This window comes from Streptomyces sp. NPDC058279, assembly GCF_042881255.1.
Lineage (GTDB): Bacteria > Actinomycetota > Actinomycetes > Streptomycetales > Streptomycetaceae > Streptomyces.
The window spans coordinates 52,189-77,276 of sequence record NZ_JBHVYA010000018.1 but is presented as its reverse complement, the minus strand read 5'-3'; the positions used below and the strand labels follow the sequence as shown (position 1 = coordinate 77,276).

Annotated in this window: 21 protein-coding genes, 2 pseudogenes and 2 CRISPR repeat arrays (1 of these 25 running past the window's edge); of the genes and pseudogenes, 6 read left to right on the top strand and 17 right to left on the bottom strand. The window is 70.2% G+C overall.

The window, feature by feature from the left end:
- Positions 1-13 precede the first annotated feature (13 nt).
- The 10 genes and pseudogenes from ACFVXJ_RS26410 to ACFVXJ_RS26365 form a co-directional block, all read right to left on the bottom strand.
- Entirely contained in the window at positions 14-529 is a 516-nt protein-coding gene (locus tag ACFVXJ_RS26410; RefSeq protein WP_389665325.1) for a hypothetical protein, read from the bottom strand.
- 349 nt (positions 530-878) lie between these two features.
- Positions 879-3,197, bottom strand: coding sequence for a DUF2637 domain-containing protein (locus ACFVXJ_RS26405; RefSeq protein ID WP_389665323.1), 2,319 nt, complete (start codon positions 3,195-3,197; stop codon positions 879-881).
- Positions 3,198-3,340: 143 nt separating this feature from the next.
- A complete protein-coding gene (locus ACFVXJ_RS26400; protein ID WP_389665321.1) occupies positions 3,341-3,589 on the bottom strand; it encodes a hypothetical protein in 249 nt (82 codons plus the stop codon).
- Between the two features lie 361 nt (positions 3,590-3,950).
- Positions 3,951-4,208 (bottom strand): annotated as a pseudogene (locus tag ACFVXJ_RS26395) (DUF5999 family protein); the annotation flags it as partial.
- A gap of 147 nt (positions 4,209-4,355) precedes the next feature.
- The gene (locus ACFVXJ_RS26390) at positions 4,356-4,541 is read right to left on the bottom strand and encodes a hypothetical protein (protein ID WP_389665319.1); all 186 of its coding nucleotides are present in this window, start codon (positions 4,539-4,541) and stop codon (positions 4,356-4,358) included.
- A 148-nt stretch (positions 4,542-4,689) separates the two neighbouring features.
- Complete coding sequence (locus tag ACFVXJ_RS26385) at positions 4,690-5,031, bottom strand: hypothetical protein (RefSeq protein WP_389665317.1); 342 nt, start codon at positions 5,029-5,031, stop codon at positions 4,690-4,692.
- Entirely contained in the window at positions 5,028-5,561 is a 534-nt protein-coding gene (locus ACFVXJ_RS26380; RefSeq protein WP_389665315.1) for a WhiB family transcriptional regulator, read from the bottom strand. Before ACFVXJ_RS26380 ends, ACFVXJ_RS26385 begins: the two co-directional genes overlap by 4 nt.
- A gap of 162 nt (positions 5,562-5,723) precedes the next feature.
- Positions 5,724-6,290 (bottom strand): hypothetical protein, encoded by a 567-nt coding sequence (locus ACFVXJ_RS26375; RefSeq protein WP_389665314.1) that lies wholly within the window; start codon positions 6,288-6,290, stop codon positions 5,724-5,726.
- Between the two features lie 337 nt (positions 6,291-6,627).
- Complete coding sequence (locus ACFVXJ_RS26370) at positions 6,628-6,876, bottom strand: hypothetical protein (RefSeq protein ID WP_389665312.1); 249 nt, start codon at positions 6,874-6,876, stop codon at positions 6,628-6,630.
- Positions 6,807-7,046, bottom strand: a complete 240-nt coding sequence (locus ACFVXJ_RS26365; protein ID WP_389665310.1) for a hypothetical protein — start codon at positions 7,044-7,046, stop codon at positions 6,807-6,809. The genes ACFVXJ_RS26370 and ACFVXJ_RS26365 overlap by 70 nt, the downstream gene beginning before the upstream one ends.
- A 265-nt stretch (positions 7,047-7,311) precedes the next feature.
- On the opposite strand from ACFVXJ_RS26365, the gene ACFVXJ_RS26360 reads away from it, so the two are divergent.
- From ACFVXJ_RS26360 to ACFVXJ_RS26340, 5 genes are all read left to right on the top strand, one after another.
- A complete protein-coding gene (locus ACFVXJ_RS26360; protein ID WP_389665308.1) occupies positions 7,312-8,055 on the top strand; it encodes a GntR family transcriptional regulator in 744 nt (247 codons plus the stop codon).
- 620 nt (positions 8,056-8,675) lie between these two features.
- On the top strand, positions 8,676-9,263 hold the full coding sequence (locus ACFVXJ_RS26355; protein WP_389665306.1) for a helix-turn-helix domain-containing protein: 588 nt from the start codon (positions 8,676-8,678) through the stop codon (positions 9,261-9,263).
- Positions 9,260-9,667, top strand: a complete 408-nt coding sequence (locus tag ACFVXJ_RS26350) for a hypothetical protein (RefSeq protein WP_389665304.1) — start codon at positions 9,260-9,262, stop codon at positions 9,665-9,667. The genes ACFVXJ_RS26355 and ACFVXJ_RS26350 overlap by 4 nt, the downstream gene beginning before the upstream one ends.
- The gene (dnaB, locus tag ACFVXJ_RS26345; RefSeq protein ID WP_389665302.1) at positions 9,631-11,025 is read left to right on the top strand and encodes a replicative DNA helicase; all 1,395 of its coding nucleotides are present in this window, start codon (positions 9,631-9,633) and stop codon (positions 11,023-11,025) included. The genes ACFVXJ_RS26350 and dnaB overlap by 37 nt, the downstream gene beginning before the upstream one ends.
- 125 nt (positions 11,026-11,150) lie before the next feature.
- Positions 11,151-11,291, top strand: a complete 141-nt coding sequence (locus ACFVXJ_RS26340; RefSeq protein ID WP_389665300.1) for a hypothetical protein — start codon at positions 11,151-11,153, stop codon at positions 11,289-11,291.
- Positions 11,292-11,570: 279 nt separating this feature from the next.
- A CRISPR array of direct repeats spans positions 11,571-14,152; the repeat unit is 24 nt; unit sequence CACCCCCGCGTCGGCGGGGAGCAC.
- 26 nt (positions 14,153-14,178) lie between these two features.
- Here the strand turns inward: ACFVXJ_RS26340 and ACFVXJ_RS26335 are convergent.
- The 6 genes and pseudogenes from ACFVXJ_RS26335 to casA form a co-directional block, all read right to left on the bottom strand.
- A pseudogene (locus ACFVXJ_RS26335) lies at positions 14,179-14,357 on the bottom strand (type I-E CRISPR-associated endonuclease Cas1); the annotation flags it as partial.
- A gap of 62 nt (positions 14,358-14,419) precedes the next feature.
- Positions 14,420-15,082 (bottom strand): type I-E CRISPR-associated protein Cas6/Cse3/CasE, encoded by a 663-nt coding sequence (gene cas6e, locus ACFVXJ_RS26330; protein ID WP_389665298.1) that lies wholly within the window; start codon positions 15,080-15,082, stop codon positions 14,420-14,422.
- Positions 15,079-15,903: a type I-E CRISPR-associated protein Cas5/CasD gene (gene cas5e, locus ACFVXJ_RS26325; RefSeq protein WP_389665296.1), complete on the bottom strand. Its 825-nt coding sequence runs from the start codon at positions 15,901-15,903 to the stop codon at positions 15,079-15,081. The genes cas6e and cas5e overlap by 4 nt, the downstream gene beginning before the upstream one ends.
- Entirely contained in the window at positions 15,900-17,042 is a 1,143-nt protein-coding gene (cas7e, locus tag ACFVXJ_RS26320) for a type I-E CRISPR-associated protein Cas7/Cse4/CasC (RefSeq protein ID WP_389665295.1), read from the bottom strand. Before cas7e ends, cas5e begins: the two co-directional genes overlap by 4 nt.
- Positions 17,039-17,767, bottom strand: coding sequence for a type I-E CRISPR-associated protein Cse2/CasB (gene casB, locus ACFVXJ_RS26315; RefSeq protein WP_389665293.1), 729 nt, complete (start codon positions 17,765-17,767; stop codon positions 17,039-17,041). The genes cas7e and casB overlap by 4 nt, the downstream gene beginning before the upstream one ends.
- A gap of 62 nt (positions 17,768-17,829) precedes the next feature.
- Positions 17,830-19,464, bottom strand: a complete 1,635-nt coding sequence (gene casA, locus ACFVXJ_RS26310; RefSeq protein WP_389665292.1) for a type I-E CRISPR-associated protein Cse1/CasA — start codon at positions 19,462-19,464, stop codon at positions 17,830-17,832.
- A gap of 211 nt (positions 19,465-19,675) precedes the next feature.
- On the opposite strand from casA, the gene ACFVXJ_RS26305 reads away from it, so the two are divergent.
- Complete coding sequence (locus ACFVXJ_RS26305; RefSeq protein ID WP_389665290.1) at positions 19,676-19,969, top strand: hypothetical protein; 294 nt, start codon at positions 19,676-19,678, stop codon at positions 19,967-19,969.
- A 139-nt stretch (positions 19,970-20,108) separates the two neighbouring features.
- Here the strand turns inward: ACFVXJ_RS26305 and cas3 are convergent, their stop codons facing one another.
- A complete protein-coding gene (gene cas3 / locus ACFVXJ_RS26300; protein ID WP_389665413.1) occupies positions 20,109-22,982 on the bottom strand; it encodes a CRISPR-associated helicase Cas3' in 2,874 nt (957 codons plus the stop codon).
- Between the two features lie 189 nt (positions 22,983-23,171).
- Positions 23,172-25,088: direct repeats of the CRISPR family, unit length 29 nt; unit sequence GTGCTCCCCGCCGACGCGGGGGTGGTTCG (it continues 5,015 nt past the right edge of the window).

Sequence of the window (25,088 nt, the reverse complement as noted above, 5' to 3'; positions counted from 1 at the left end):
GTCCGGTGTCATTTCAGTCTCCGTTCTTACGCGCCATGTCGGAGGCCGCCGAGATGGTGGCCTCCACACCCCGGAAGGTGTTGCCGGAAAGGTCATTCCACTCCCAGAACCGCATGTTCACGCCCTGGCGGGCCAGCTGGGACTGGAGGTAATTCACGGCCTTCCCCCGGTCGATCGTGGTGACGTGCCCGGTGGATTCCAGAAAGGTCTGGGCACCCCTGATGCACATACGTCCGGTGGGGGAGAAATCGAAGGACTGGCACCAGCCGTAGCGGGTGAGGACTTCGATCACCTGGGCCAGGTGGAACGAGGGCTTCAAGGGGCGCGGCTCCTGCCAAAGCCCCAAGTCAGCCATCGCGGACCGGATTCCCTTGGGGATCATGCGCTGGCCCCAGGTCGGGGGGTCGGGCGCCCAGATCTCCAGGGCCGGCGGGATCACCGCGGGGGGTGCCAGCGCGGGCGCCGGCGGGGTCGTCGTACGGGGGAAGCGCCCAGACTTCGGGGCTGGCCCGGTCGTCGTGGGTGCCATGCTGTGCTCCTTTCTTGCGTGAGTAGACAAACCGAGGCCCCCCGCTGATCACGCTTCAGCAGGGGGCCTTCGTGCGCCTGAACCGCGTCGCGGATCTCCAGCCGCTCGGAGCGGCGCCCGAGCTCGGTGCACAGGAGACGGATGCGGTCGTGGCGCGGGGTGGGTGGTGCTCGGTTGTGCCTGGCCCGCTGCGCTCGGGGCGCGGTGCGGGCGAGCGGCCTGCCGGCCGTGGCCGTCACCGGTCCGCTCACGCTCCGGGGAGCGTGAGCGCGGACCGGGGGCGACCATGAGCGGCAGGGAAGGTAAGCGCAGTAGGCGCTCAGGCAGGGCGGTGAGCGCCGGTGGACGCTCAGGCGTTGACCGGGACGCTCGCCCCGGCGCTCACGCTCGCGCTCACCGGAGCGCTCGGGGCGCCCTCCTCGACCTGCTCGCGCAGGCGCTGGGCGGTCGGGCGGGAGACCGGCTCGTCGGACAGACCGGCCTGGGTGAGCGCGTCACGGATCTCCGTCCACTGCGGGCGGCGCCCGAGCTCGGTGTAGAGGAGACGGATCCGTTCGTGGCGGCGCTCGGTAAGCGCGCCCTGCTCGCTGCGCGTACGGGCGCTCTCCGCTCGGTGAGCGTCGTCGGCCTCCCCCGGGCGCTCACCGGGGTGAGCGCCTGCAGTGAGCGCCGGGCGCTCGCGCTCGCCCTCCCCGTTGCCGGAGGTGAGCGCGCTCACCTCGGGGTGAGCGCTGCTCGGTTCCGGGTGAGCGCCAGCGCTCACGTCCGCGCGCTCGACGGTGTGAGCGTCCTCAGGGGTGAGCGTGTCGGCGAGCGCGGCGGGCGCCGATCCGAGCTTGAGCGCCATCCGCTGCTCCAGTGGAGACTTCCACCGCCACAGCAGACCGAACTCCTCGCGCAGTCGCGCTCGCAGCCAGGTCTCCTGCTGGAGGCGGGTGAGCGCCTCGTCGTAGGAGTGGATCTCCCACAGGATCATCCGGCGGCGCAGCCGGGCGGTGGGGATCGGGGCGAGCAGCCAGCGCGAGCGCCGGACCGTGTCCATGCGGACCTTGCCGGTGACCGCGCCGATCTTCGTGGCGTACACGTGGGAGGCGATCTCGGAGAACACCACCCACAGCAGGGTGAGGGCTGCGTGCCCGATGCGGCCCGACGCGGAGTCCGAGGCGTTCCAGTTCAGATACACGGTGACCGCAGTGAGCACCCTGGGCACCCAGCGGATCCAGCGCAGCTCCATCCCCATCCGGATCAGGATCAGGTTGGCGCCGGTGAACGCGGGGATCGCGACGTCGATGCCGACCGGGAGCAGCCACGGCCACTCCCAGCCCCACCCGGCGGCCTTGGCCTCCAGGGCGGTGTAGGAGGAGAGCAGGCCAAGGGTGGAGACGACCGCGGCCGCCAAGACGATCCCGACGACCAGGAGCAGCTCCTGCCCGGACAGAGGCGGGACACCGCCGGTGGGCCGGGCCTCGTCGCGGGCCTTGCGCCGCTTGGCGCGGGACTCGGCCCGGATCTCCCGGCGGCGGGCCCGCCGCACGGTGCGCTGCGTGGCTGCTTCGAGGCTCCGCTCGGCCTCGGCCAGGGCCTGCTCGGCAGCGGCCTGGTGAGCCGTGGCCTTCGCCGCCGCTTCCCGGGCCGTCTTCGCGTCCGTCTCGGCCTGCTCCCGCAGCCGGGCGACGTCCGTGTCGGTGGCGGTCCGCAGTTCCTCAGCGGAGGAACGGGCGTCGGCCAGGGCGCGTTCGGCGTCCTGGCGAAGGCCGGCCGCCGCCTTCTCGGCTCCGGCCCGCACCTGCGCGGCCAGTTCGTCCGCGCTCGTACGCGTCAGCTCCGCGTCGGCACGGGCGCGCTCCAGGAGCTCCTCGGCGTCCTTGGCCGCCCGCGTACGGGTGTCGGCGGCCGTGCGCTCGGCGTCGGCGAGGAGCTCGGTGCGCTGGTCCGTCGCGTCGGCGAGGACCTGCGCCGCCTCCCGGCCGGCCTCCGTACGGACCCGCTCGCTGTCGGCAGCCGCCGCGGTGAGCGTGTCCTGCGCCCGGCGGCGCGCATCGGCCAGAAGCTCCTCCGCCTTCCTGGCCGCCGCCGTGGTGAGGGTCTCGGCCTTGCGGCGCGTGTCGGCGAGCAGCTGCTCGGCCGCCGCCTCGGCGTCGGTACGGACCTGGTCGGCGTCGGTCGCGGCGTCCTCGCGGATCCGGTCGGCGGCCGCCGCTGCGGCGGCTAGGACCTTGTCGGCCTTGCCGCTGGCCTCGGTGGTGAGGGCCTCGGCCTTCTCCCGGGCGGCGGCGAGCAGCTGCTCCGCCGTGGTCTCGGCGTCCGTGCGGGCCTGTTCGGCGGTCGTGGTGGCGTCGGCCAGGATGCGGGACTGCTCGCTGGTGGCCTCCTCGGTGAGGGTGGCCGCCTCCGCGCGGGCGCCGTCCAGGAGTTCGGCGGCGCGGGCCTCGCCCGCGGCGACGATCCGGGCGGCGTCGGCGGTGGCCTGGTCGCGGAGGTCGGCGGCGCGGTCGGCGGCGTCGGCCAGGACCGGGTCGGCCTCCTCGTGCACCAGCGTCGTGGTGTCCTCGGCAGCGGCCTGGGCGGGGATCGAAGCCTCGGCGGCGGGCGCCTTGGCGCGCCCGGCGCCGCGGGGCTTGGCAGCCGGGGCGGGCTTACGCCTGCGCCGGGCGGTGGTGTTGGCCACGGGGGTGTCCTCTCTTACTCCGGCGCCTCGTGGAAGAGGCCACCGCGGGTCGGCGTCGGTCGGTAGGGTCGTGACCAGGCCCTCCGGGGCCCCGGCAGCTGAAATGCCGGGGACTCGGAGGGCCGTCTGCGTGCAGCAGGCGGTCAGGAACGGGCGGGCAGCGCGCTGCTGTCCTGCCCGAGGTGCTGGCGCAGCCAGGCGACGGCGGCCGGGGTCATCGCCCCGGTGTCCGGCTCGCTCAGCGGCGCGGAGTCGATGTCGTGCATCGCGTCGGCGGCCGGGAGTAGCCGCATGTAGTCGGGGTCGATCCCGGCGCGGGCGCGGTTGGCGCTCAGCTCGACCAGGTCGTAGAGGACCTTGCCGGTGTCGGCGTGGCGCCAGGACCGTTCCACCCGGCCGACGAAGGTATGGCCAGGCTTGCCGAGCCAGAACTTCTCGACGTCGCGGAACAGGACGAAGTCGCCTTGGTGTAGGTGACCTTCGGGCGTACGGCCTGCGTCTGGGGCTGGGTCACGTGCTCTCCTCAATCGCGTACACCGGCCCGGGGCCGGCGGGTCCGGGCTGCCCGGCTCCCAGTCACCGCCCGACCCGGCCGCCAGAGGTTCGGCGGGCCGGTGCGGGCGCATCAGGCAGCCGTCAGGCCGGATGCGAGGTACTGGCCAGGGACGCCGCCGCGTGGAGCGCGGCCGCGCTGGTCTTCCCGCTGACCGTGCCGCCGATGAGCGCGTGGGTGTCCGCGACCTGGAGGGGCCGCGCGGCCTCCGTGGCGCCAATGGGGCGGTGCGGCTCGACGGTCCGGCCGTCGGGGAGCAGCTCGCCGGTGTCGTCGAAGACGATGAGGGAGTTGCAGAGGAGGCTCCAGCCCTGTTCCGGGTGGGCGGCCACGACGCGCGCGGCCTCCCGGTCGGGGCTGTCGGCCGTCGGGCACTTCGGGCTGTGCGTGCAGAGCGAGTCCGGCAGCCGGGTGGTGCTGGCGGCCGTCGCGGTGTCGAGCGGGGTGCTGGTACGCATGTGCTCTCCTACGGGAATGAGGCCCGAGATGGACTTTCGGGCTGGAGGCGTACGAAAGGCCGGCCACCCTGCGGGCAGCCGGTACGAAGCGAGCCGGGGCCGTGGGCAGCGACCTGATTCCCAGGGCGCCTGGTGGGATAGCGGTGCTCAGCTCTTGCTGCGCCTGGTGAGGGGCGGGTGGATGTCGGTGACGCGGTGGCCGGCGTCCCAGGCAGCCGCCGCGGTGAGAGCGGCGGCCACCAGGAGCGCCTGGGTCAGCGGGTGGGACAGGCCGCGCGCGGCGATGGCCCGTACCGCGTGGTGCTGGACGGTACGAGCGGTCGGTATGTGCACGCCGCCTACTCCTTCTCGGGCTGCGGAGCCGGTTGCGGCGGCGGTTGCGTTCCGCAGGTACAGGGCTCGTGCCTGACCGACTGGTACGGCCGACCGTCCGCGCCGATGCAGTTCACGGTGACCAGGGTCGGCGGGTGACCGCAGCCACTCACCGGACTGCGCCCGTCACGCGCGCCCGGACCGGGACGGTGGCGGCCTGGCCGCAGCGGCAGGTCCAGAAACCGCACAGGACGCAGGCGTCGTCCGCCGCGCGGACCGGCACGTTGAAACGCAGCAGCGGGGGCCGGACGTAGCCGGGGGCCATCTCCGCGAGAGTGCGCCGGGCACGGCGCCCGGCGGGGATCCGGGCGTCGTCCCGCTCGGCCATCGTGAGCAGCAGGGTGCCGAGTTGGTGGAGGGAGTCGGTCTCGTCCCGCTCGTAGCCGCGAGCGTCGTCTCCGCTCTCGATGTCGTCGATCTTTCCGGCGCGCGGGGTCAGGGTGGTGGTCATGCCGCGACCTCCCAACCGGTACGGGCGCGACGGGCGGTGCGCACCACAGCCAGCTTGGCGGCGAGCTCGGCGATCCGCTCGTTCTGCTGCCGTAGGAGCTCGGCCTGGTGCGGCATGCCGCCGCTCCGGGTCGGCATCCTGCGGGCCTCGCTGCCCAGTTCCACGGCGAGGGTCGTGAGCTCGCTCCACTCCTGGTCGCTGGCCTCGTCGGCGCTGATCGCTGCCTTGAGGCGCTGGGTCTGGAGCTCGCGGAGGGCGGCGAGCTCGCTGCCGGAGCGGCCGCCGCGGACCAGGTCGTCGACACGGTCGTTGCCGTCGCCGTCGCGCAGGGCCAGCTCCTCGCAGGCCGCTCGGACGGGGCAGCCGTGGCAGAAGGCGATCGCCTCGGCGCGCTGCGCCTGCCAGGTGGCCGGCGGTTCGCCGTCGGCCCGGAAGAAGAGGTCGGCGTCGGCCTGGACGCATTTGGCGCCGGCGTCGATCGCGGCCTGAAGTACCGGGCGCCGCATCCGGCGGACCTCAGTCGATGTCATCCTGTGCATGTGCGTCTTCCCTTTCTGGAGGGGGACTGCAAAGACGAACCCCCGGGGGCCTAAGCCCGGGGGTTCGTCGTTTCTGACTGCTGTACGAGCAGCCACGGCCCTGGCCGTCCCGCGGTGCGGGTCGGCCAGGGCCGTGGTCGATCGTGCCGTGGTTCAACAGGCCGGGCGCTGAGGGTGAAGCGTGGTCAGCGGCACCTCGGGGCCATCCAGCGGCGCGTCCCCGGCGGGAACTTGCCGACGGGTCGCATCGACGTCAGCGGCCTGGGGCAGTACCGCGTTCCAGTCGGCTACGCGTCCGGCCGGCGTGCGCTCGGCCCGAGCCCGGAGGGTCTGGTCAGTCCGGGGGCTGAATGGCTTCGGCAGCACGGTGGTCGGGCGCCGGGCGGCGGTCTCGGCGCCGCCGTCCTGGAGGCGCTGCTGCCACTTCTCGTACGCGACGTCGACGGTGACCAGGCGGTTGCTGCCCTGGCAGCGGACGGCCGGGTCCTTCCCCGCACGGCCGGTGTCGTGTGGGACCAGCTTCTGCTGCCGGGCCTGGATGCCGGTGATCGGCACCCACGTCCTGCAGTCGGGGCAGATCAGCGACGTGCATGCGGGGCGCAGGTCGTACTGGTGGGGCTTGAGGGCGGAGATGACGAGTGCCGGGCGGCCATTGATGTTCCGGGAGCGGGTCCGGCTCTTGCGGGTACGGGCGGTGCGCTCAATGTTCGAGGCAGACATGCGGACTCCTCGTGAGTGGAGTGGCAAGGGGCGCGTTGCGATGCTCTCTCCGCCCTCCAGGTCGCTCGGCAAGCCGGGCGTCCCGCAGGACAGACAGCGCACTGCGCTGCGACGTGCGCGCAGTCGTCGTGCTTTCGGCCCGGGGGAGTTTGATGAAGCTCTCGACCCCGGCCGTCCAAATTGGGACGGACGACCTACTGCGGTCCTGCGAAGGTTCGCCTTGAGGGTGATCTACGCGCTGGTGCCAGCGTGGGGCGGACGCCCGCCGAAGGGGTGTCAAGGGACCACGTCACCAGGGCCTGGACGTTCAAGGGCAGGCCGCGGGGGGTGCTGGTGCTCATGCGACTTGCACCTTCCGCACGGTGAAGACGGCCGCCGGCACGGACTTGCCCTTCCGGATGGAGGACACGAGCACGACAGTGGCCGAGAACGGGACGGAGGCGGGGCGGCTCTGGTGGGAGTCCGCGGTGACCGGGCCGAAAACGCGGTCGGTCTGCTTGGCCTCGGGCTCGCCCGTCAGCCGGCGGCATAGCTCGGCGACGCAGCGGGCGGCCTGCGGGTCGTGCTCGGTGATGCCGAGGAGCACGTCGGCCTGAACTCCAGGCGCGCCGCCTGCTGTTCCGGCGACTCGTTCAGCGGGGCCAGCCAGTCGATCGGCAACACGCCGGTCATCAGCTGCAGCTGGTGCAGGACCTCGACCTGTTCCAGTCCCTCGGGGTGGGTCGTGCGATTGGAGGCTGCGATGATGGGGTTCACGGGTCGTTCTCCTCAGACGTGGACGGCCTGTGCGACGGCTCCCGGGGCGCAATCCCGGGAGCCGTTTTTGACATGGGGATGCCTATGCCGCTCCGCCTCGGCCCCTCCGGACCTCGCTAGCGACGCGACTAGGAAACCGCGATCTCGCTAGGGATGTCAAGATCTCGCTAGCGATGTACGCTCGTGTCGAAGGGGCGCCGCCGCTAATCTCGTGGCGGCGCGTCGTAGGATCGCTAGCGAGGTGGAGAGGGGATGACTTGCGAAAATGACCGAGCAGCCGAAGTACCGCGAAATCGCTGACGCTCTGCGGGAGGCGATTGACAACGGCGACTATGGGCCGGGTGACAGGCTCCCTGGCGAGAATCCCCTTGCCGCGCAGTACGGCGTTGCCGCGATGACAGCACGTCAGGCCCTGCGGGAACTCAAAGCCGAAGGCATCGTGGAGTCCCGCAAGGGCGCCGGTTTCTTCGTCGTGGAGCCGTTCACTCCGATCCGCCGACGCGGTGCCGCCCGCCTCTCCAGGGAGCACTGGGGTGCCGGCAAGTCACTCTTCGCCGCGGACGACAGCCGCGCGCTGACGACCGACAGCTACGTCCTCGGCGCGGTGACGCCCTCCGCAGAGGTCGCCGACGTTCTTGCCCTCCCTGAGGGGGAGCAGGCCTTCGCCCGTAGTCGGCGCCATGTCGTCGACGGCCGACCGATCCTGATGTCCACCTCGTACCTCAGCAACGCACTCGTCGCCGGTACGCCGATCACCCAGACCGACACCGGTCCTGGCGGGATCTACGCCCGGCTCGCCGACCTAGGGGCCGGGCCCTCCCGCTTCCGGGAGGAAGTGGTCGTCCGGATGCCGTCGGCGGACGAGCGTGCCTGCTTGGGCATCGCAGCCGACACTCCGGTGATCAAAATCTCGCGAACTGCGTTCACCGAGGACGGCCGCGCCGTCGAGGTGAACGAGATGACCTTGGACTCACGCGCCTACGTCCTTGAGTACGACTTCGAGGCCTAAGCCTCCTCAGCCCAGAACTGCGGACGATGATCCGGGAAGGAGGACCTCCCGATGAACCCGAGCACCTCCCCGTAGCGAGAGAAAAGACCAACGGCCGCCCCTGGTAGGACAGGAACGGCCGTTGAAGCGACTCCCCAGCCGGCAAGCATCCGGAGTCGTGGTCAGCGCGGTGACCGCGCTGGGTGCCTGGACCGCCAGGGCCCATCGATCACCTACCCAACAGCATAGACAACGACTCCCGGGCAGCCCAGCACAGGCTTGCCCAGTGGTCTGCGTCACACAGTTGATCAGCTGATCCACGGCTCCCTCACCAAGGGACCGTATGTGTCACACCTGAAGAAAGCCGCCGCAGCGGCTGTACCCCGACCATCCCACTGCCCCCCCGGCCTGTCCGCGCCTGTTCCCGCGCATCCTGGCTCGCCCAGTGCCAGCCTGCCCAGGTGGCGCGAGAATGGGCAAGCCCGTCACCTGGGCCTTCCGAGCAGCGGGCAAGCCTTCGGGCAAGCCCGCATGTGGAGAGTTCACGGCACAACATCCACTAGGAGGTGTGCCGTGCACGTACCTGTGCACCCCGGGTCCGCAGCGATCCGTCCCACCGCCCTCGTCCCGGGAGGGGCGGTATGCGCCACGATCTGATCCCCCGGGTCGTCAGCGCGGCCGCCATCGACTGGATCAAGTTCGACGCCCTGCTAGCACGCGACGGCAGTGTCGAACCTGTCGACAAGGCACTCTACGCGGCCATCGCCTCCTTCGCCGACCAGGGCACCCGTGAGACTGACGACGCCCCGGAGGCCGACGACATCCCCACCCGCAAGGTGCTCGCCCGCTGCATCGGGCGGTCGGTCGACACCGTCGACCGGTCCACGAAGCGGCTGGAGGACAAGGGGCTGCTTGAGGTCGAGCGGCGCCCGGACCCCAATAACCCGCGGGTGAACATCCCCAGCCTGTACCGCCTGCTCGACCATGAGCGGTGGGACGAGCGCGCCGCCGCCCGGGCCCAGAAGCGGCAGGCTGAGCGGGAGGCGAGGGCTGCCCGAAAGGCGAGGCAGCAGGCCAGCAGCCCCCCGGGGGGTGGCCGCATGGATGCGGCTACCCCTGATGAGGGGGTGGCCGCACAGGTGCGGCGGTTCCTTCTTCTCTTAAAGAATCTCTCTCTCAAGAGGGGGGTGCGCTTGATGCGGCACCCGGTGAGGATGGTTCTGCCGTGACGGAGAGAGAGACCTCGGCTGCGCCAAAAACCGCCGGGGTGGTCCCCGCCCCCCGGACGGCAGACGACCAGGCGGACCAGGTCGTCGCCGCCTACCGAAAGGCGCTCCGCAGGCCGATCACCAGCAAGGCCCTCGGTACGATCCGCTCCGCGGCCGCCGACCTGCTGGGCGACGGTTTCCCCGCCTGGTGGCTGTGCGACCGGGTCCAGGAGATGGCCCCGCGCGGATGGACCGACCTGCACAAGCACGCCGATCGCTCCACCGCGCCGACCGAGCAGAGTGCCGCTGCTGTCGAGTGGTGCGGCGACTGCGGCCAGCACGACCGCAAGCGCTTCAACGACCAGTACGAATACGTGGACTGCTGGACGTGCAGCCCGATCGCTCTTGCCGGAGTAGCCCAGTGAAGGAACTCGAACTCCCCGAGCAGCGGGGCGGCCTCGATGGTGCCGCCCCGCCGCACGACCTCAACGCCGAGATGGCGGTCCTGGGCGCGATGCTGATGTCCAAGGAAGCCATTGGCGCAGCCGTCGAAGTCCTGAAGCCGGAGCACTTCTACAAGCCGGCCCACGCGACGATCTTTGAGGCCACGGTCGGGATGTACCTCCGCGGAGAGGCCGCCGACCCGATCACGCTCTCTGCCTTGCTCACGCAGCGGGGCGAGAGCGCCCGGGTCGGCGGCAGCGCCTACCTCTTCACCCTGACAGGCTTCATGTTCGGAGTCGGCTCCGTCAGGTACTACGCGGAGATCGTCCGCGAGACATGGTCGGTGCGACAGGTCATCATCGCCACCCGCACCACCCTGAACACAGCTCTGCGCGGCGAAGGCACGGCCAGCGAGCTCATTGCAGCACAGCAGCAAGCCTTGCTCTCGGCAGTCGATGAGGACGAGGACGACGGCCTGGGCCTGCTCGGGCCGGCGCTGGAGGACTTCCACGACGACTACGAGGAGCGGGCCGCCAACGCCGGCAAGCTCAGCGGGATCAGCACCGGCTTCACCGACCTTGATTCGCTGACCGGTGGTCTTCAGCCCGGACAGCTGGTCGTCGTCGCCGGCCGCCCGGCGATGGGCAAGTCAACCCTCGCGCAGGACTTCGTACGGGCCTGCTCCTTGAGGGACCGTCAGCCCTCCGTGTTCTTCTCCTTGGAAATGAGCCGACGCGAGATCACCCGACGCGTGATCTCGGCGCAGGCCCGGGTGCCCCTGCACCACATCACGCACGCGATCCTGCCGGACGAGCTGCGCGCCAAGGTCGACCGAACAACGGCGGAGCTCATGGATGCTCCGATGTGGATTGACGACTCCGCTAACCTGAACCTGGTCACCATCACCGCCAAGGCCCGAAAGCTCCGCGAGCGCCAAGGGCTCAAGCTCATGGTCATCGACTACCTGCAGCTCATGCAGTCCGGCGCCGCGCGGCGGCCGGACAGTCGGCAGCAGGAGGTCTCCGACATCTCCAGGGCCCTGAAGATGCTCGCCAAGGAGCTCCAGATCCCCATCATCGCACTCTCCCAGCTCAACCGAGGGCCCGAGAACCGCACGGACAAGAAGCCGATGGTGTCCGACCTGCGGGAATCCGGCGCGATCGAGCAGGACGCAGACATGGTGATCCTCCTGCACCGCGAGGACGCCTACGAGAAGGAATCGCCGCGCGCGGGCGAAGCCGACCTCATCGTTGCCAAACACCGCAACGGCCCGACCGCCACGATCACGACCGCGTTCCAGGGCCACTATTCACGCTTCGTCGACATGGCCAGCACCTGAGCGGGACCACCACATGAACAGCAAGGAATTCTCCACCGGCCTCGCCGAACTGCGGGCCGTACGCGACGAACTCAGCCCGCCGGTCGAGCGCCGGACGCCGCAGGAGGGCTAACACCCACCGGTCGATGCGGGAGCTGTCCCGCGGGGCGTTCCCCGAGCCTGACGTCGTACCGGCCGACGTGCCCGCCCCGATCGACGAGGCCCGCATCCAGCGCCGCCGCGAGGCCGGCGACCGAGGCCGCCGCGTTGCGCAGGGCCCGTGCTGAACGAGCCGGGCGTGGGACCGTGCCCCAGTCGTTGGGTAGGACGGCATGACGAGCAGACACGCCAGCAGGGCGGAGACGAACGTGACAGATCACGGGCGAGCCAGGATTGCGATCCGCCGATCAGCAGAGGCCAGGCGGGCGGGGCCGGTTACTCGCGCCGCGCGAGCTCCTCCGGCCTGGGCCGGTGGCGGGTGACGTACAGGTGGCGCTGAAGTCGACGTACCGCGGGGGTCGCCGCGTCGAAGTTGCAGGCCGACCCGTTGAGCAGATCCCGCGAACCACCACCCCGTTGACGGGCAACACGCCCTGATCCATCCTCATGTACTTCTCTCCGACGAACCACCCCGCGTCGGCGGGGAGCACGGCTGCGGCGTTCACGACCGCTGCGACGCTGGCGTTTCACCCCCGCGTCGGCGGGGAGCACGACCGCAGCCAGGCCATCGCCATGTTGCATCGCGGTTCACCCCCGCGTCGGCGGGGAGCACGCGAGGGCAACAAGGGCGCGGTCGCGCCGGTCCGGTTCACCCCCGCGTCGGCGGGGAGCACTGCCTGTCCCATGCACGCAGCAAAAGGGGGTCCGGTTCACCCCCGCGTCGGCGGGGAGCACTACCTGGACTGGCCGGGCACGAACAGCGCCGGCGGTTCACCCCCGCGTCGGCGGGGAGCCCCCCCTCGGAGGCCGGCGTCGGCATGCCCTCAGGTTCACCCCCGCGTCGGCGGGGAGCACTTCACGCACGGCATCACCGCCATGGGAATCCGCGGTTCACCCCCGCGTCGGCGGGGAGCACCCGGTCCGTATTGATGGCGACGTGTTCCCTCACGGTTCACCCCCGCGTCGGCGGGGAGCACGGTCTCCCGGATCGTGGCGGCCGGGCCCGCTCCGGTTCACCCCCGCGTCGGCGGGGAGCACGGCCTCGACGCCTTCGACAACTGGGCCGCCACCGGTTCACCCCCGCGTCGGCGGGGAGCACACGCACCCGACGATCTGATGAACACCCTGCTCCGGTTCACCCCCGCGTCGGCGGGGAGCACAGTCGGAGGTCTGAGCGCCGCTGGAATATCACCGGTTCACCCCCGCGTCGGCGGGGAGCACTGCTGCTACTCAGCCGATGTCAGTCTCGCCCACGGTTCACCCCCGCGTCGGCGGGGAGCACTTCGTCGCCTACGGCGTCAAAGCAGCCGGCGACGGTTCACCCCCGCGTCGGCGGGGAGCACGTGTACTGCTTCGTCTGCTTGCCGTCCCGGACCGGTTCACCCCCGCGTCGGCGGGGAGCACGTGAAGATGCTCGCGAAGCCGTTGGAGATCTCCGGTTCACCCCCGCGTCGGCGGGGAGCACCTGTAGTCCACCTCTCCCTCGTCGAGTGCCGTCGGTTCACCCCCGCGTCGGCGGGGAGCACTGGGACCGCGAGTACCGCGGCCGCGAAGCGAGCGGTTCACCCCCGCGTCGGCGGGGAGCACTCACCGTTGGCTATCCGTGCCCGACAACATTGCGGTTCACCCCCGCGTCGGCGGGGAGCACACCCAGTCCGCCAGGCCCGGAGTCAACGGATGCGGTTCACCCCCGCGTCGGCGGGGAGCACTTCACGCACGGCATCACCGCCATGGGAATCCGCGGTTCACCCCCGCGTCGGCGGGGAGCACGTGTTCATGTCCCGCAATTTGGGCCTGGTGCTCGGTTCACCCCCGCGTCGGCGGGGAGCACAGGTACGCGAGGACGGGCTGACCGTCCGCCAGCGGTTCACCCCCGCGTCGGCGGGGAGCACGCGGGCAGGGCGTCGGGCGGTCACAGTGATTCCGGTTCACCCCCGCGTCGGCGGGGAGCACTCATTACGGCCCGGTCCACGAAGGGCACCCAGCGGTTCACCCCCGCGTCGGCGGGGAGCACACCGTCACAGTCATCGACGAGCCAGCAGAGTTCGGTTCACCCCCGCGTCGGCGGGGAGCACGTCGCATTCGCCTATTAGGAGGACCCATGCCACGGTTCACCCCCGCGTCGGCGGGGAGCACTCGCTCAGCAGCCTCAAGATGTGCAGCTGTTCCGGTTCACCCCCGCGTCGGCGGGGAGCACTCCGAACGGTACGGCCAGCCTACGCCGGCGATCGGTTCACCCCCGCGTCGGCGGGGAGCACTGCGCGCCACCCTCAAAGACCACGGTTCCCGGCGGTTCACCCCCGCGTCGGCGGGGAGCACGCGGGGCAAACGTGGCTCTTCGACTACAACGGCGGTTCACCCCCGCGTCGGCGGGGAGCACCGGCGCAGATGTTCCGCCTCCGCCTCCGCGAGCGGTTCACCCCCGCGTCGGCGGGGAGCACTTGCCGGGGAGGAAAAGAACCGCAGGGGGTGACGGTCCACCCCCGCGTCGGTGGGAGCACATGTTCCCGGCCTTGAGAGTCAGGCGGAAGGGCGGTCCACCCCCGTGTCGGCGGGGAGCACGTCTCCCCCGTGAGCCGCATGGCCTGGAGCCGCGGTCCACCCCCGCGTCGGCGGGGAGCACATGTAGAGAGATCCTGGGCCCGTGTGCTGCAACGGTCTACCCCCGCGTCGGCGGGGAGCACCAGGCAACGGCATGCCAGCCTCCTCAGGGATACGATTCACCCCCGCGTCGGCGGGGAGCACTGGCCCGGTGCGTGCTCGCCGGCCCCGGCCTCCGGTTCACCCCCGCGTCGGCGGGGAGCACACCTGGCAGGCGCAGCGCGCCGAGGCGATCCGCGGTTCACCCCCGCGTCGGCGGGGAGCACGCCACGGTGCCCTTCCCGGACCCCTTCGGCTCCGGTTCACCCCCGCGTCGGCGGGGAGCACTTCGCGTCGCGGGTGTCGGCGGTCTTGGCGGACGGTTCACCCCCGCGTCGGCGGGGAGCACTCCGCCGGGGTCATCTACACGCAGGCGGTGGTGATGGAGACTCTGGGGCCCAGAAGGAGGGAGGTCAGGGCTGCGGTGGGGATGTGGACTGTGTCGGTGCGCTGGTCGTCGACGCGGATCTGTGCGCAGACGCCGGTGTTTGTCTTACGACGCGGACCATGTCCAGGTAGAGGAAGGACAGGGAGTCGGCGATGCGCGGGAGCATGGCGAGGGTGGGGGCGGCCAGTCGGCGTGGGGCCTGGCCGCCCCGCTGGTGTGCCTGCCTTGTCACGTGGCTGCCGGGGCCAGGGTCAGGAGTCCCGCGCCGTAGGGCTTTCCTCGGCCGATGCCGGTGAGCAGGGCGTTGGTGAGGGCCAGTGGTTCGGCCACGGTGGCGGTGCCGTCGTATCGGATGAGGTTGTGGCGGAGTGGGGTTGTGGGGTTGCCGCGTCGGCGCGCGGATTCAACGGGGATGGGGAGCAGGGTTTTGAGTCGCAGGCCGGCTTCCTCGGCTCGGCGTGTCCACCATTGGTCCGCGTCGGGTCCGGAGAGGGGGATGACTTTGCCCCGTTGGTTTTTCTGTTCCAGGGGCAGGCGTTCGCGCCGGGATGGGTTGACGGTGATGCGGTAGCGGACGGCGAGGTCAGGGCGCAGTGCGGCGAACATCGTTGAGAGGTCTTTGATCTCGATGTGGCCGTATTCGGCGGGTAGGGCTTTGTCGTCCAGGGGTGCTGTGGCTTGGAGGAGGACGGTGGTGGTGTCGGGGGTGGTCTCGATGCGGTAGAGGAGGCCGCTGCGGAGTCGGGGGCTGTCACCGAGGTCGTCGGGGACGAGCCTCATCAGGGTGCGGTGCATTTGGGTGGCGTCGCGGAGGTCGCGTGCGACGGCGCGGTTGCGCGGGTTCAGGCGGATGCGGGCGAGGAATGCAGTCGGATGCGGGGTTGGGGTCATGCCGTGTGCTCCGTGCTCTGCGGGTACGGTGCGCCTGCTGTGGTGTCCTGGGCGGCATAGTCGACCAGGCGTTCGTGCAAGGTGCGTTCCTCGGGGTGGAGCAGGCCGGCGGGCAGCTGCTCGGTGGTTCGGTACAGCCGGCGTTTGCCGTGGCTTCGGCCGTGCTGGGCGAAGGTGAGGGGGCGGTCTTGGACGGTGAGCGGGATCGCGGGTGTGGAGGTGCCGGAGGGCGGGTGCTCCCACAGAACGTCGACACTGATGTGGTCCGGGTGTGGGGTGGGCGTCGGGCCGCGGCGCTCGTCGGTGTGGGGCCGGCTCAGCGGAACGGATGTGAGGAGTTCGGCCACCGGATCGTTAACGTCGGATCGCAGCAGGAAAGGCTCATCGGGCGGACAGGAGCGCCGGCCGAGGTAGGGCGCCCAGTGAGGGTGGCGCAGTGCGTCGGCGAGTTCCCCGAGCTGTTCACCGGGCCCTTCTACCGCGGCGACGAACACTGCGTCGGCCAGGTATTGGCGGCGGGTGATGACGGCTGCGCCTTTGTTCTTTCCACCGCTGGTCGCGGCGGTCAGGTGGGTGGGCATGCCTCCTCCGACGGTGTGGTAGTCGGTCAGCAGGACGCCGGGCCGGTCGATGCGGACGGTGATCTCCAGGGCGTCGTACTGGTTGAGGGATGCGCCGCGGGCGAGTCCCTGGGCGGCGGCGAACATCCCGATCAGGCCGGATCGCGTGGGGAAGCCGGCTGTGTCACGCATGGGTGTGAAGGCCGAGCGTTCCCCCCAGGACTGCAGGGGGCCGGCGAGCCGGAGCAGCAGACCGGTCACTGGGGATCGCCCTGGTCGTCGGAGGTGGCCTCGGGCAGGGCCGCTTCGACGGCGGCGTCGATGAGTTCGGCGAAGGAGCCGTGGGCGCTGCCCAGCTGCTCGTACGGCTCGGTGCTGATTGCGGCGTGACCGTGGAAGGCGCGGTGGCGGTTGCCGGTGAGCCGGTGGACTTGGCCGGCGTAGTGCGCCATGGCCTGTCGGGAGGGGGCTGAGAAGCCGCCGGCGCGGTCTGCGGCCACCGGGGTTTCGAATGCCGCGGCCAGCGACAGGGGCCGGTGGGAACGTACCGCGAGGTAGGCGAGATCGGGGATGGTGTGGGGGGCTGTGCTGTTCTTCTTCGCCTGTGGAAGAGACATCAGGAAGTGGTCCGCGAAGGAGGCAAGTACGGTGCGTGCGGCCTTGGTATCGCCTTCGAGGTTGGTCAGGAGATCGGTGATGTTCACCGAGGCGAACCGGTAGAAGACGCCGGCGCTGAACTCGGCGGTGTCCAGGTGGCCGCTGCCCGTCTCCGACTCTCCCAGCCAGTCGTCGACGGCCGTGAAGTAGTCGCGCTGCGGCTCACTGGCATGGGTGGTGAAGGCGTGCGCGACCTGTGCCGCTCCGTCGACGTTGGCGCCGGGGAGCTCGGCCAGCATCCGTCCCAGGAGACTGATCGAGGCCGTGCGGGTCTTGAGGATGGCTTCGATTCGGTCCGCCGGCAGCAGCACCCCGGGCTTGGCTTTGCCCAGGCCTGCTTCGAGTTCGGCGCGGTACTCGGTGCAGACAGCGGTGAGGTCGGCGATGCCGGCCTCGGGCAGGAACAGCAGCACGGAGGTGTGCCCGGCTTTCTCGGTGCCCAGGCCCTTCTTGCCCGCGCTCGCGGCGACCTGCGCGCCGGCGAACGCGGCCAAGTCCTCAGGCCAGCCCGAGCGTGCGAGGGCTTCCTTCACCTTGATCGGGACCATGCGGGTCCTGGCGGCCTTCTCACCGAGGTCCTGCTCCACTCCCAGGCGAACGACGCGCTTCCAGGATTGGCTGGAGACGCGGATCCGGTTCGCGTTGCCGTACCGGACGGTTTTCGGTGACCCGAGATCATCCCGGTTCAGGTTGGCCGCGGGAACCGCCTGGATGGCGTTCAGGTCCAAGAACAGGGAGTTCACTCGTTCTCCTCAGTGGTGTCGTTGTGGTGGTGCCCACGGACCGGCCCGTCGCCCTCATGGGCGGGGCCGGGTGCGGCGGGACCGTCAGGGGTGCGTCGTTGCTCCGCCGTGCGGACGCGGAAGTAGCTCTCCAGCCAGCGCGTGGCGATGTGGTCCTGACGCCGGTCCCACCAGGACAGGTCGTCCAGCAGTACGGCCCAGTCGAGGAACACCCCGCGTCCGGTGAACTGGCGCAGCAGTGCCGGAAGCCGGCTGTTCAGCGATTCGCTTCCCACACGCGCCATGTAGTGCAGTTCCGACTCCGCCGAGTCGGGTTTCATCACGCCCGCGTTGACGGCTTCGGCCAGTGACGCCCCCAGGTTGACCCGCTCCCGGCGGTCGCGACCGGCATCCTCCCGCCCGGCCGAGCCCTGCACCGGTACTGCTGTCGCTTCGCCGAGGGCGGCAGCCTCGGCCGACTCCCGCGCCGCATTCACGGCCGACTCCTCGGCCCTGGCGTCCTCCTGCTCCCGGGCGGAACGGGATCGGGCCGCGATCAGCGCGGCCACCGCGTAGTAGGGGCGCCGGCCTGCCGGGTGCTGCACCTCCTCGGGCACCAGCCGCACGAGGTGACGGTGTAGACGGTGGCAACGCTCGTACGGCAGCCCCAGCCCGCTGCGCAGGTCGGCCTGCGCCCTCTTGTCCTTGGCGCAGAGGGCGATCACCTCGGTAACGAACCGCCTCATCTGCGCCTCTCGGCCGGACCTGGGATCCGTTACGGGGGAAGATGCCTGCACAGGGATGGTTGTCATCGTTCACTTCCCGAAAGCGTTCCTGAAGACTGCTGCGGAATGGTCGTCTGGCGGAGCAGCGAACGCAGCACCCGGCGTGCGTTCACCCGGGCCCGGGCCACGCGTACATCTGCGCTGCGGGCCCCGATGGCCGCGTCCAGGGCATCGAGTGCCGCCTCCACGAACGCCGGCCGCACAGGATCGTCGAGACGGCCGGGAGCCAGGAGAGACCAGAAGACCTTCTCGGCGGACGGCCAGTAGTGGGCGAGGGCCGCCTGCGCCCAGGGGCCGGGCTTTTTCCGATCCAGTTTCACTTTCCCCGCGGGGTCGACGCCCGGGTCGGTCGCGATCTTCCAGGCCAGAAGGGCGGCATAGCGCAGCCGGTCACCGGTCTGCTCCGCGAACTCCCTGCTCTGCCCGACGCGCACCGCCATCTCCGGGCTGGATCCGTCCTCCTGCCAGCCCAGAACCGGCGGCGTCGTCGCCTCGAACCAGGAACTGTCCTTCTGCTGGCCGTCCTGGTCGAAGCCGTATGCCCGAACCCGCAGACCGGCCCTCAGTGACGCGGGCAGGTTCTCGAACACCGCCGGCCGCCGGGCTTGGCCCCCACCCTTGAGGAGCAGTGCGTCCAGGTCCCGCCACAACGCCCGGCCGGCGTCCGCGGGCCGCGGGTACGGCTCGCCATCACCGGCCCTGGGCATGTCGAGGATGACGTAGGGGTCAGGAGCCGGCACAGCGGGCTCATGCGTGGACCAGGTCAGGTAGGCGTCCGTGATCGATTTGCCGTCGGGTGAAGGCACGAGGAGGGCGGCGTGCCGGATCCGTCCGGTCAGCAGCCGTCCGGGCCAGCTCGGCGAAGGCACAGCGCCCAGCGGATCAGGCAGCGACTCCTCCTCCCAAGGACACGCGTCGAAGGGATCCGGCTCACCCACGGTGGGCGCGGGCACGGACAGGATGAGCGTCGTATAGAGGCTGTCCGCCCAGGGGTGGTACGACAGGGACTTCCTCAAGGGGCCCGCGTCGCCGTTTCCTGGCTTGACCGTCGTAATCCGTCGGGGTGTGCATTGGCCGGAAGGCCCGTAGTAGAGCTGGGCGATCAGATGCCATGCAGCCTCGGCGGCCGGCACGGGCAGCGGAGCGGTGTCGGTGAAATGTCCGAACAGGACAGCACCGTTGACACCCGTGGGACGCCCGAGCACCAACTTGTTGACCCCTGAGGGGTTCGGCAGTCCCTTGCCGTCGACGCACTCCGTCCGCAGACGGGGGTCTTGCATGAAAGGCCGCTCAGGATGGAACAGGTCGAAACGGCCCTGCGAAACCCTGCAGTCGAGATACTCATCCACCGCATCCGCGTCGAAGGCCTTCTGCCGCAGCACACGGTTACGCACCCGGACCCATTCCGGTGGCTCGTCCGCCAGATCCTCATCGTCCAGGGCGATGCCGTCATGGACCTTGATCCGGGCAGTTACAGCCGCCAGCAGCCGTAACAGTCCCGACGCCACTGGCGGCACCGGTAGCTCCAAGTCCTCGATCTCATGCGCCCGGTGGAACAGCTCACGCAGCCCCACCATCACCGATGCACCGCTGCCTAAGCGCACCGGAATCCACGGCTCGTCCCGCAGGTCGAACCCATCAGCCATGCTGTCCGCCATCTCTGCCGCCCGGGCAGAGCCGCACACGCGCCCTGCCCCTGGCAGCTACACGTACACGCGCAACTATCCCGCGCACAGTGAAACAGGGACCACTGACAACGCCCCCGGGCCGCCGTGCGAGGCCTAGTAGAGCAAGGCAGGCAGCAGTCTGTCCTGAGATGAGCAGAACCTGTCACCGGCCACCACTCGATCCAGTGAAGTAAGAAGCCCCATGCGTTTTGGCATGGGGCCACCCGAAAGCCGCGTGACAGGCTGCCCTCCCCAGCAACAGCCGAGGAGTAATCAGTTGCAGCATCCCGATCGACTCGTTCCAGCCGTCTACAGCCAGTCACGCACGGGATTCGCCTTCCTGGCCCTGATCACCATCGCTGCACTGTTCATCAAGCCGAACCGAGTACTGACGGAAAACTGTCGGGCGCTCCTACGCGCCTACACCGAGGCGTGCCAGCGACTCCGTCACGACGAAATTACTTCGGCACCCAGCCATGGCTTGAATGTCATGTGAAGAGAAGGCAGCCCCGACAGTCGGGGCAAATCCTCACTGCCGTGGGGGTGTTCCGTAAGAGGCCCCATGCGTCCGCCGGGGTATACGGTCCCAGCTCCCCACCGACGTGGGGGTGTCGCGAACCGCGGTCTGCGGCCCGCTATGCGCGCCGCAGGCCGAGGTCGTCCTCCAGCCAGATCCGGTGACGTCCTACTGCCACAGGCACCGGCTGTCCGTCGCGGATCTGCTGGCGGAGCACGACAAGATCGCTCAACATCGGGTGTTCCATCCAAGCCGGTGGTGGCTGGAAGTCACCGCCGTCCACATCACGGAACCACTGCGCGTTGACCGGGATGGTCTGCCCCATCACCAGGCGGACATCGGTCGCCGTCGGAGCCTCGCCCGCCGCAGCACAGGGCAACGGGATTTCACCGGCCAGATCCAGGCTCTCCCGCCCGCCGTCGTGGACGTACACACACAGCAGTCGTACCGAATCCGCCCCCAGCCGTGTCGCAGCCTGCCACTCGTCGTCTGTCCCAGGCGTACGGTGCAGCTCGTCCAGACCGATTACCGACCTTGCGCGGGGAATCACCACCATGTTCCCTGCCCCGCGGTGGGCGGCCTCCTGGCCCACGTAGGCACTCCAGGCCGCCGAGGCCTCCGGGTTGTCGAAGTTGTAACGACCCGAACCGACTCCGTGGACCCCTTCCACCAGCTCCTGCACGTCATCCGGCACGCGAACCGGTTCCACCCCCCGCTCGGCCAGGGCCTGGGACGTCTCGAACAAGACGGCCTCGTGATAGACCTCGCCCCACTGCCGCGGTACTCCCCCGCCCCCGCTCAAAGGATCGAGGACCACCAGCCGGGGCCCGGTCTGCAGCGCCCAGCCGGGACGGTCCTTGCCGTCCGGCCGTCCGTGCTCGGCCCACCACGTCTCGTGCCGCCAGCACCGCCCGGCACGCTGCAGGAGCAACGCCATCGGGGCCAGATCACTGATCACGACATCCGCGTCCAGGTCCAGGGACTGCTCCACCACCTGGGTGGCCACGATGATCCGCCCCTGTGGCCGCGGTCCCGACCGGCCCATCCCCCCGGTGACCTGCCGGGTACGCGCCTCCCGCATCTTTGCGGGAAAACGCGCATGCAACAGCTGCACACTCCCTGCCTCCAGCCGGCCGGCACTCAGCTCGCACAGATAGGTGTAGGTGTCCTGAGCCTCACCGACGGTGTTGCACACCACAAGCACACACCCGGCCCCCTCCTCCAAAGCCGGGGTCACGAGCCGGCCGATGACGGCAAGGCGACCGCGTGCACCATCCGGCCGGCTCCCGTCGACAGGCTCAACCTCGACCACCAGGTCCATACGGCGCTGCCGAGCCTGCTCCTCCCGATCCGCCGCACTGATTTCGGTGCAGTGGCCGCTGCCGGCGTCGACGTACAGCCAGCCCGGATACGGCACCGGGAACGATCGCGCCTTGAGACTCTTCGGCGTAAGCCCGGCACCTTGCAGGTACTGCTTGACGAGCTGGTCGCTCACCGACCCCGGCAAGGTCGCCGACAACAGCACCACCGGCACCCCGTAGGCTCCCAACCAGTTCAAAAGGCGTCCCAGCAGCACCTGCATGTAGGGGTCATAGGCGTGGGCTTCATCCACGATGAACGTCTTCCCCGACAGCCCCAACAGCCGCAACATGCTGTGCCGAACCGGCAACACCGCCATCAACGCCTGATCGATCGTGCCGACCGCGTACTGGGCCAGCAGAGCCCGCTTCGCACCACGCAACCACCGCGCCGGACGCAAGGCCGCCAGCCGGCGTGCCGGCCCGTCATCCTGCCCGGCCTCGTCTCCATCACACACCAGCACCCGGTCACCCGGACCGAGACCATCCTCGGCGTAGGCATTGTTGAGCCAGGACATGCTGTGGGTCAGCGCCAACCCCGACCCGGCCGCCTCCTGCCGGGCGAGGACACCGGCAACCCTGCCGTGCATCTGGTCGCTCGTAGCCATCGTCGGCAACAAGAAAGCAAACCCCCGCGTCCCAAAACGCGAAGAGAGCACCCGCTCCGCCTCCAGCGCGGCCTCACTCTTCCCATCACCGGGAGCAGCCGTCACCACGAGAATCCCGGCCTTGCCGACAGCACCCTTCTCCTGGGGCGCCCCTTCGAGCGCTACCGGCAAGTCCGAGGCCAGCGAACGCTGCAGAGCGTTCGGTGCTCCATCGATGCCATAAGCCTCGGCGAACGGCTTGCGTGCAAGCTCAACCGGCATCAGTCCCGCATCTCGGACCAGTCGCTTCGCATCAACACACGACTGCGCGAAGTGCCGCTCCAAGCCCACTTCCAGTGAACCGCAACGCTCGCGCACGTAGCTCTCCTGGCTGACAAGCCAGTCAGCCAGAACCACCACACCCGTTACAAGAACAGCCGCTGGAGCAGCGAACTTGTCCGGCATCGTCGGCGCACCGAGCACCGCATGAATGGCACGGGCATGCGCGGACCTCTGACCAGCCCACGTCCCACCACCCAGGAACACCTCATACGCCGGACTATCGAACAAGGATTCATGCCGGTGGAAACGGCCGTGGTGCCCGCCAATCACCTCGGCAATCCGCGCGATGGGACCCTTCTCGTCATCAGGATCAGACACATCCTCGAATCCCAAAGCGGCCAACACCGCAGCAGTGGCCCGCATACCCGCCACGTCGTGGCGGACCTGCTCGTCACCGATCTTCCCCAGATCACCGAGCAGGCCCGCACTCAGCCCTTCCGCAGCACGCCGGTTGCAGAACTGGAAACCGGAAATCTTTCCCAGATCATGCAGACCAGCACACAGCCCGACCAGCGCACGAGCTTCATCGGGGCGACCCACGCATCCGAAACCAGCAGAGATGACCGCACGTTGGTTGTCAGTGAGGTACTCGTCCCACAAGGTCAGCGCCATGGCCGCCGCATCGAGCAAATGCCGCACCACCGGGTACGTCATCCCCTCCAGCCCACGGGCTTTTCCCCACAAACTTTGGTCCACCTCAGGCATGCTCACCACGACCGCTCCCCTCACCTACCCGTTGCGAGCCGTCCCGCAGTCAACCACCATTCGGTGCCACCCTCACTCCATACTCTGGTACCGCGAGACGTCGTAGGCTTCGGTCATGTTCGAGACTGCCACACGACCGCAAACAGCAAAGAAGATGCAAAGTCGCTAAGAAGCTGCAGGTCGCGAAGTGTGCTCCCCGCCGACGCGGGGGTGGTTCGCCTTGACGGTCACAGAGATTGCGAAGGCTGCCGTGCTCCCCGCCGACGCGGGGGTGGTTCGCCGTGGGTACCGCAGCACGACCAGAGCAGTGAGTGCTCCCCGCCGACGCGGGGGTGGTTCGTCGTCCAGCGTGTGGCCCTGCTCTGCGGCGGCGTGCTCCCCGCCGACGCGGGGGTGGTTCGGTGACGCCGGGGTCGGGGCGGCCGGCGACGCTGTGCTCCCCGCCGACGCGGGGGTGGTTCGGTGACGCCGGGGTCGGGGCGGCCGGCGACGCTGTGCTCCCCGCCGACGCGGGGGTGGTTCGTCGAGCGCGGCTCAAGCAGCGCTCTACCAGAGGTGCTCCCCGCCGACGCGTGGGTGGTTCGATCGCGGTGCATCCCCGTCGTCCTCGCTGATCGTGCTCCCCGCCGACGCGGGGGTGGTTCGACGGCGTCCATCACGAGCGAGCCCTTGACCACGTGCTCCCCGCCGATGCGGGGGTGGTTCGGCCAAAAAGGCGGGCAAACGGTCTCTGTCCGGGTGCTCCCCGCCGACGCGGGGGTGGTTCGTCCCGCCGAGAGGCGCAGATGAGGCGCTTCGTGTGCTCCCCGCCGACGCGGGGGTGGTTCGGTTCCGAGGGTGAAGCGGGAGCAGCCGAGTGGGTGCTCCCCGCCGACGCGGGGGTGGTTCGGACTCGGACATCAGCCACGGGGACCCGGTAAGGTGCTCCCCGCCGACGCGGGGGTGGTTCGGAACACCCCGCCGGCCCGAGCCTCGATGACGTGTGCTCCCCGCCGACGCGGGGGTGGTTCGATCGTCCCCCCGTACAGCGCGAGGATGACCGCGTGCTCCCCGCCGACGCGGGGGTGGTTCGCGGCCGAGGCCGCGCGCACGACGCGCGAGGCGGTGCTCCCCGCCGACGCGGGGGTGGTTCGGCGTCATGACGCCCTACAGCGGCCCCACGCGGGTGCTCCCCGCCGACGCGGGGGTGGTTCGGACTCGGACATCAGCCACGGGGACCCGGTAAGGTGCTCCCCGCCGACGCGGGGGTGGTTCGCGGCAGGGCCCTCTCCTACGGCATCGACATGGGTGCTCCCCGGCCGACGCGGGGGTGGTTCCCCGCCGACACGGCGCTGCTCGACCCCGCGCTCGTGCTCCCCGCCGACGCGGGGGTGGTTCGCGCCACCGTGACGAGGCGGTTGCCGAGCTGACGTGCTCCCCGCCGACGCGGGGGTGGTTCGTCGAACCACTCCCCATGCGCCCGCCGGTCCGCGTGCTCCCCGCCGACGCGGGGGTGGTTCGTTCGACGTGAACACGGCCAGCATCGAGCTCCCGTGCTCCCCGCCGACGCGGGGGTGGTTCGCCTCCATGGCGGAGGCCGAGATCACCCGCCGCGTGCTCCCCGCCGACGCGGGGGTGGTTCGCCAGAGCTGACAGGCGTCTGCGTACCGCCCGGGTGCTCCCCGCCGACGCGGGGGTGGTTCGGACAGGTCTACCTGCACGTCCGCACCAACGTGGTGCTCCCCGCCGACGCGGGGGCGGTTCGGAGAAGGCGGAGTTCGACCGGAAGGTCGAGAAGTGCTCCCCGCCGACGCGGGGGTGGTTCGGTCTTCATGGACTCGGCGCGGGCGCTGCTCGCGTGCTCCCCGCCGACGCGGGGGTGGTTCGGCCCCCAGCACCCACCGGTCCGGTCATAGTCCGTGCTCCCCGCCGACGCGGGGGTGGTTCGAACCTGGAAGACAAGCGGCGCGACGTCGCGGAGTGCTCCCCGCCGACGCGGGGGTGGTTCGGTCATGGCGAAACGCAGCCCCGGGTCGACCCGGTGCTCCCCGCCGACGCGGGGGTGGTTCCTTGTCGATGTGCTCGCCCGCACGCTCACGGATGCGCTCCCCGCCGACGCGGGGGTGG

What these genes read in the sequence shown, in the direction of transcription:
- ACFVXJ_RS26410 (WP_389665325.1), bottom strand. Translation starts at nt 529, where the DNA reads ATGGCACCCACGACGACCGGGCCAGCCCCGAAGTCTGGGCGCTTCCCC.
- ACFVXJ_RS26385 (WP_389665317.1), bottom strand. Translation starts at nt 5,031, where the DNA reads ATGACCACCACCCTGACCCCGCGCGCCGGAAAGATCGACGACATCGAG.
- ACFVXJ_RS26380 (WP_389665315.1), bottom strand. Translation starts at nt 5,561, where the DNA reads ATGACATCGACTGAGGTCCGCCGGATGCGGCGCCCGGTACTTCAGGCC.
- ACFVXJ_RS26375 (WP_389665314.1), bottom strand. Translation starts at nt 6,290, where the DNA reads ATGTCTGCCTCGAACATTGAGCGCACCGCCCGTACCCGCAAGAGCCGG.
- ACFVXJ_RS26360 (WP_389665308.1), top strand. Translation starts at nt 7,312, where the DNA reads ATGACCGAGCAGCCGAAGTACCGCGAAATCGCTGACGCTCTGCGGGAG.
- ACFVXJ_RS26355 (WP_389665306.1), top strand. Translation starts at nt 8,676, where the DNA reads ATGCGCCACGATCTGATCCCCCGGGTCGTCAGCGCGGCCGCCATCGAC.
- ACFVXJ_RS26340 (WP_389665300.1), top strand. Translation starts at nt 11,151, where the DNA reads ATGCGGGAGCTGTCCCGCGGGGCGTTCCCCGAGCCTGACGTCGTACCG.
- cas6e (WP_389665298.1), bottom strand. Translation starts at nt 15,082, where the DNA reads ATGACCCCAACCCCGCATCCGACTGCATTCCTCGCCCGCATCCGCCTG.
- casB (WP_389665293.1), bottom strand. Translation starts at nt 17,767, where the DNA reads ATGAGGCGGTTCGTTACCGAGGTGATCGCCCTCTGCGCCAAGGACAAG.
- casA (WP_389665292.1), bottom strand. Translation starts at nt 19,464, where the DNA reads ATGGCGGACAGCATGGCTGATGGGTTCGACCTGCGGGACGAGCCGTGG.
- ACFVXJ_RS26305 (WP_389665290.1), top strand. Translation starts at nt 19,676, where the DNA reads ATGCGTTTTGGCATGGGGCCACCCGAAAGCCGCGTGACAGGCTGCCCT.
- cas3 (WP_389665413.1), bottom strand. Translation starts at nt 22,982, where the DNA reads ATGCCTGAGGTGGACCAAAGTTTGTGGGGAAAAGCCCGTGGGCTGGAG.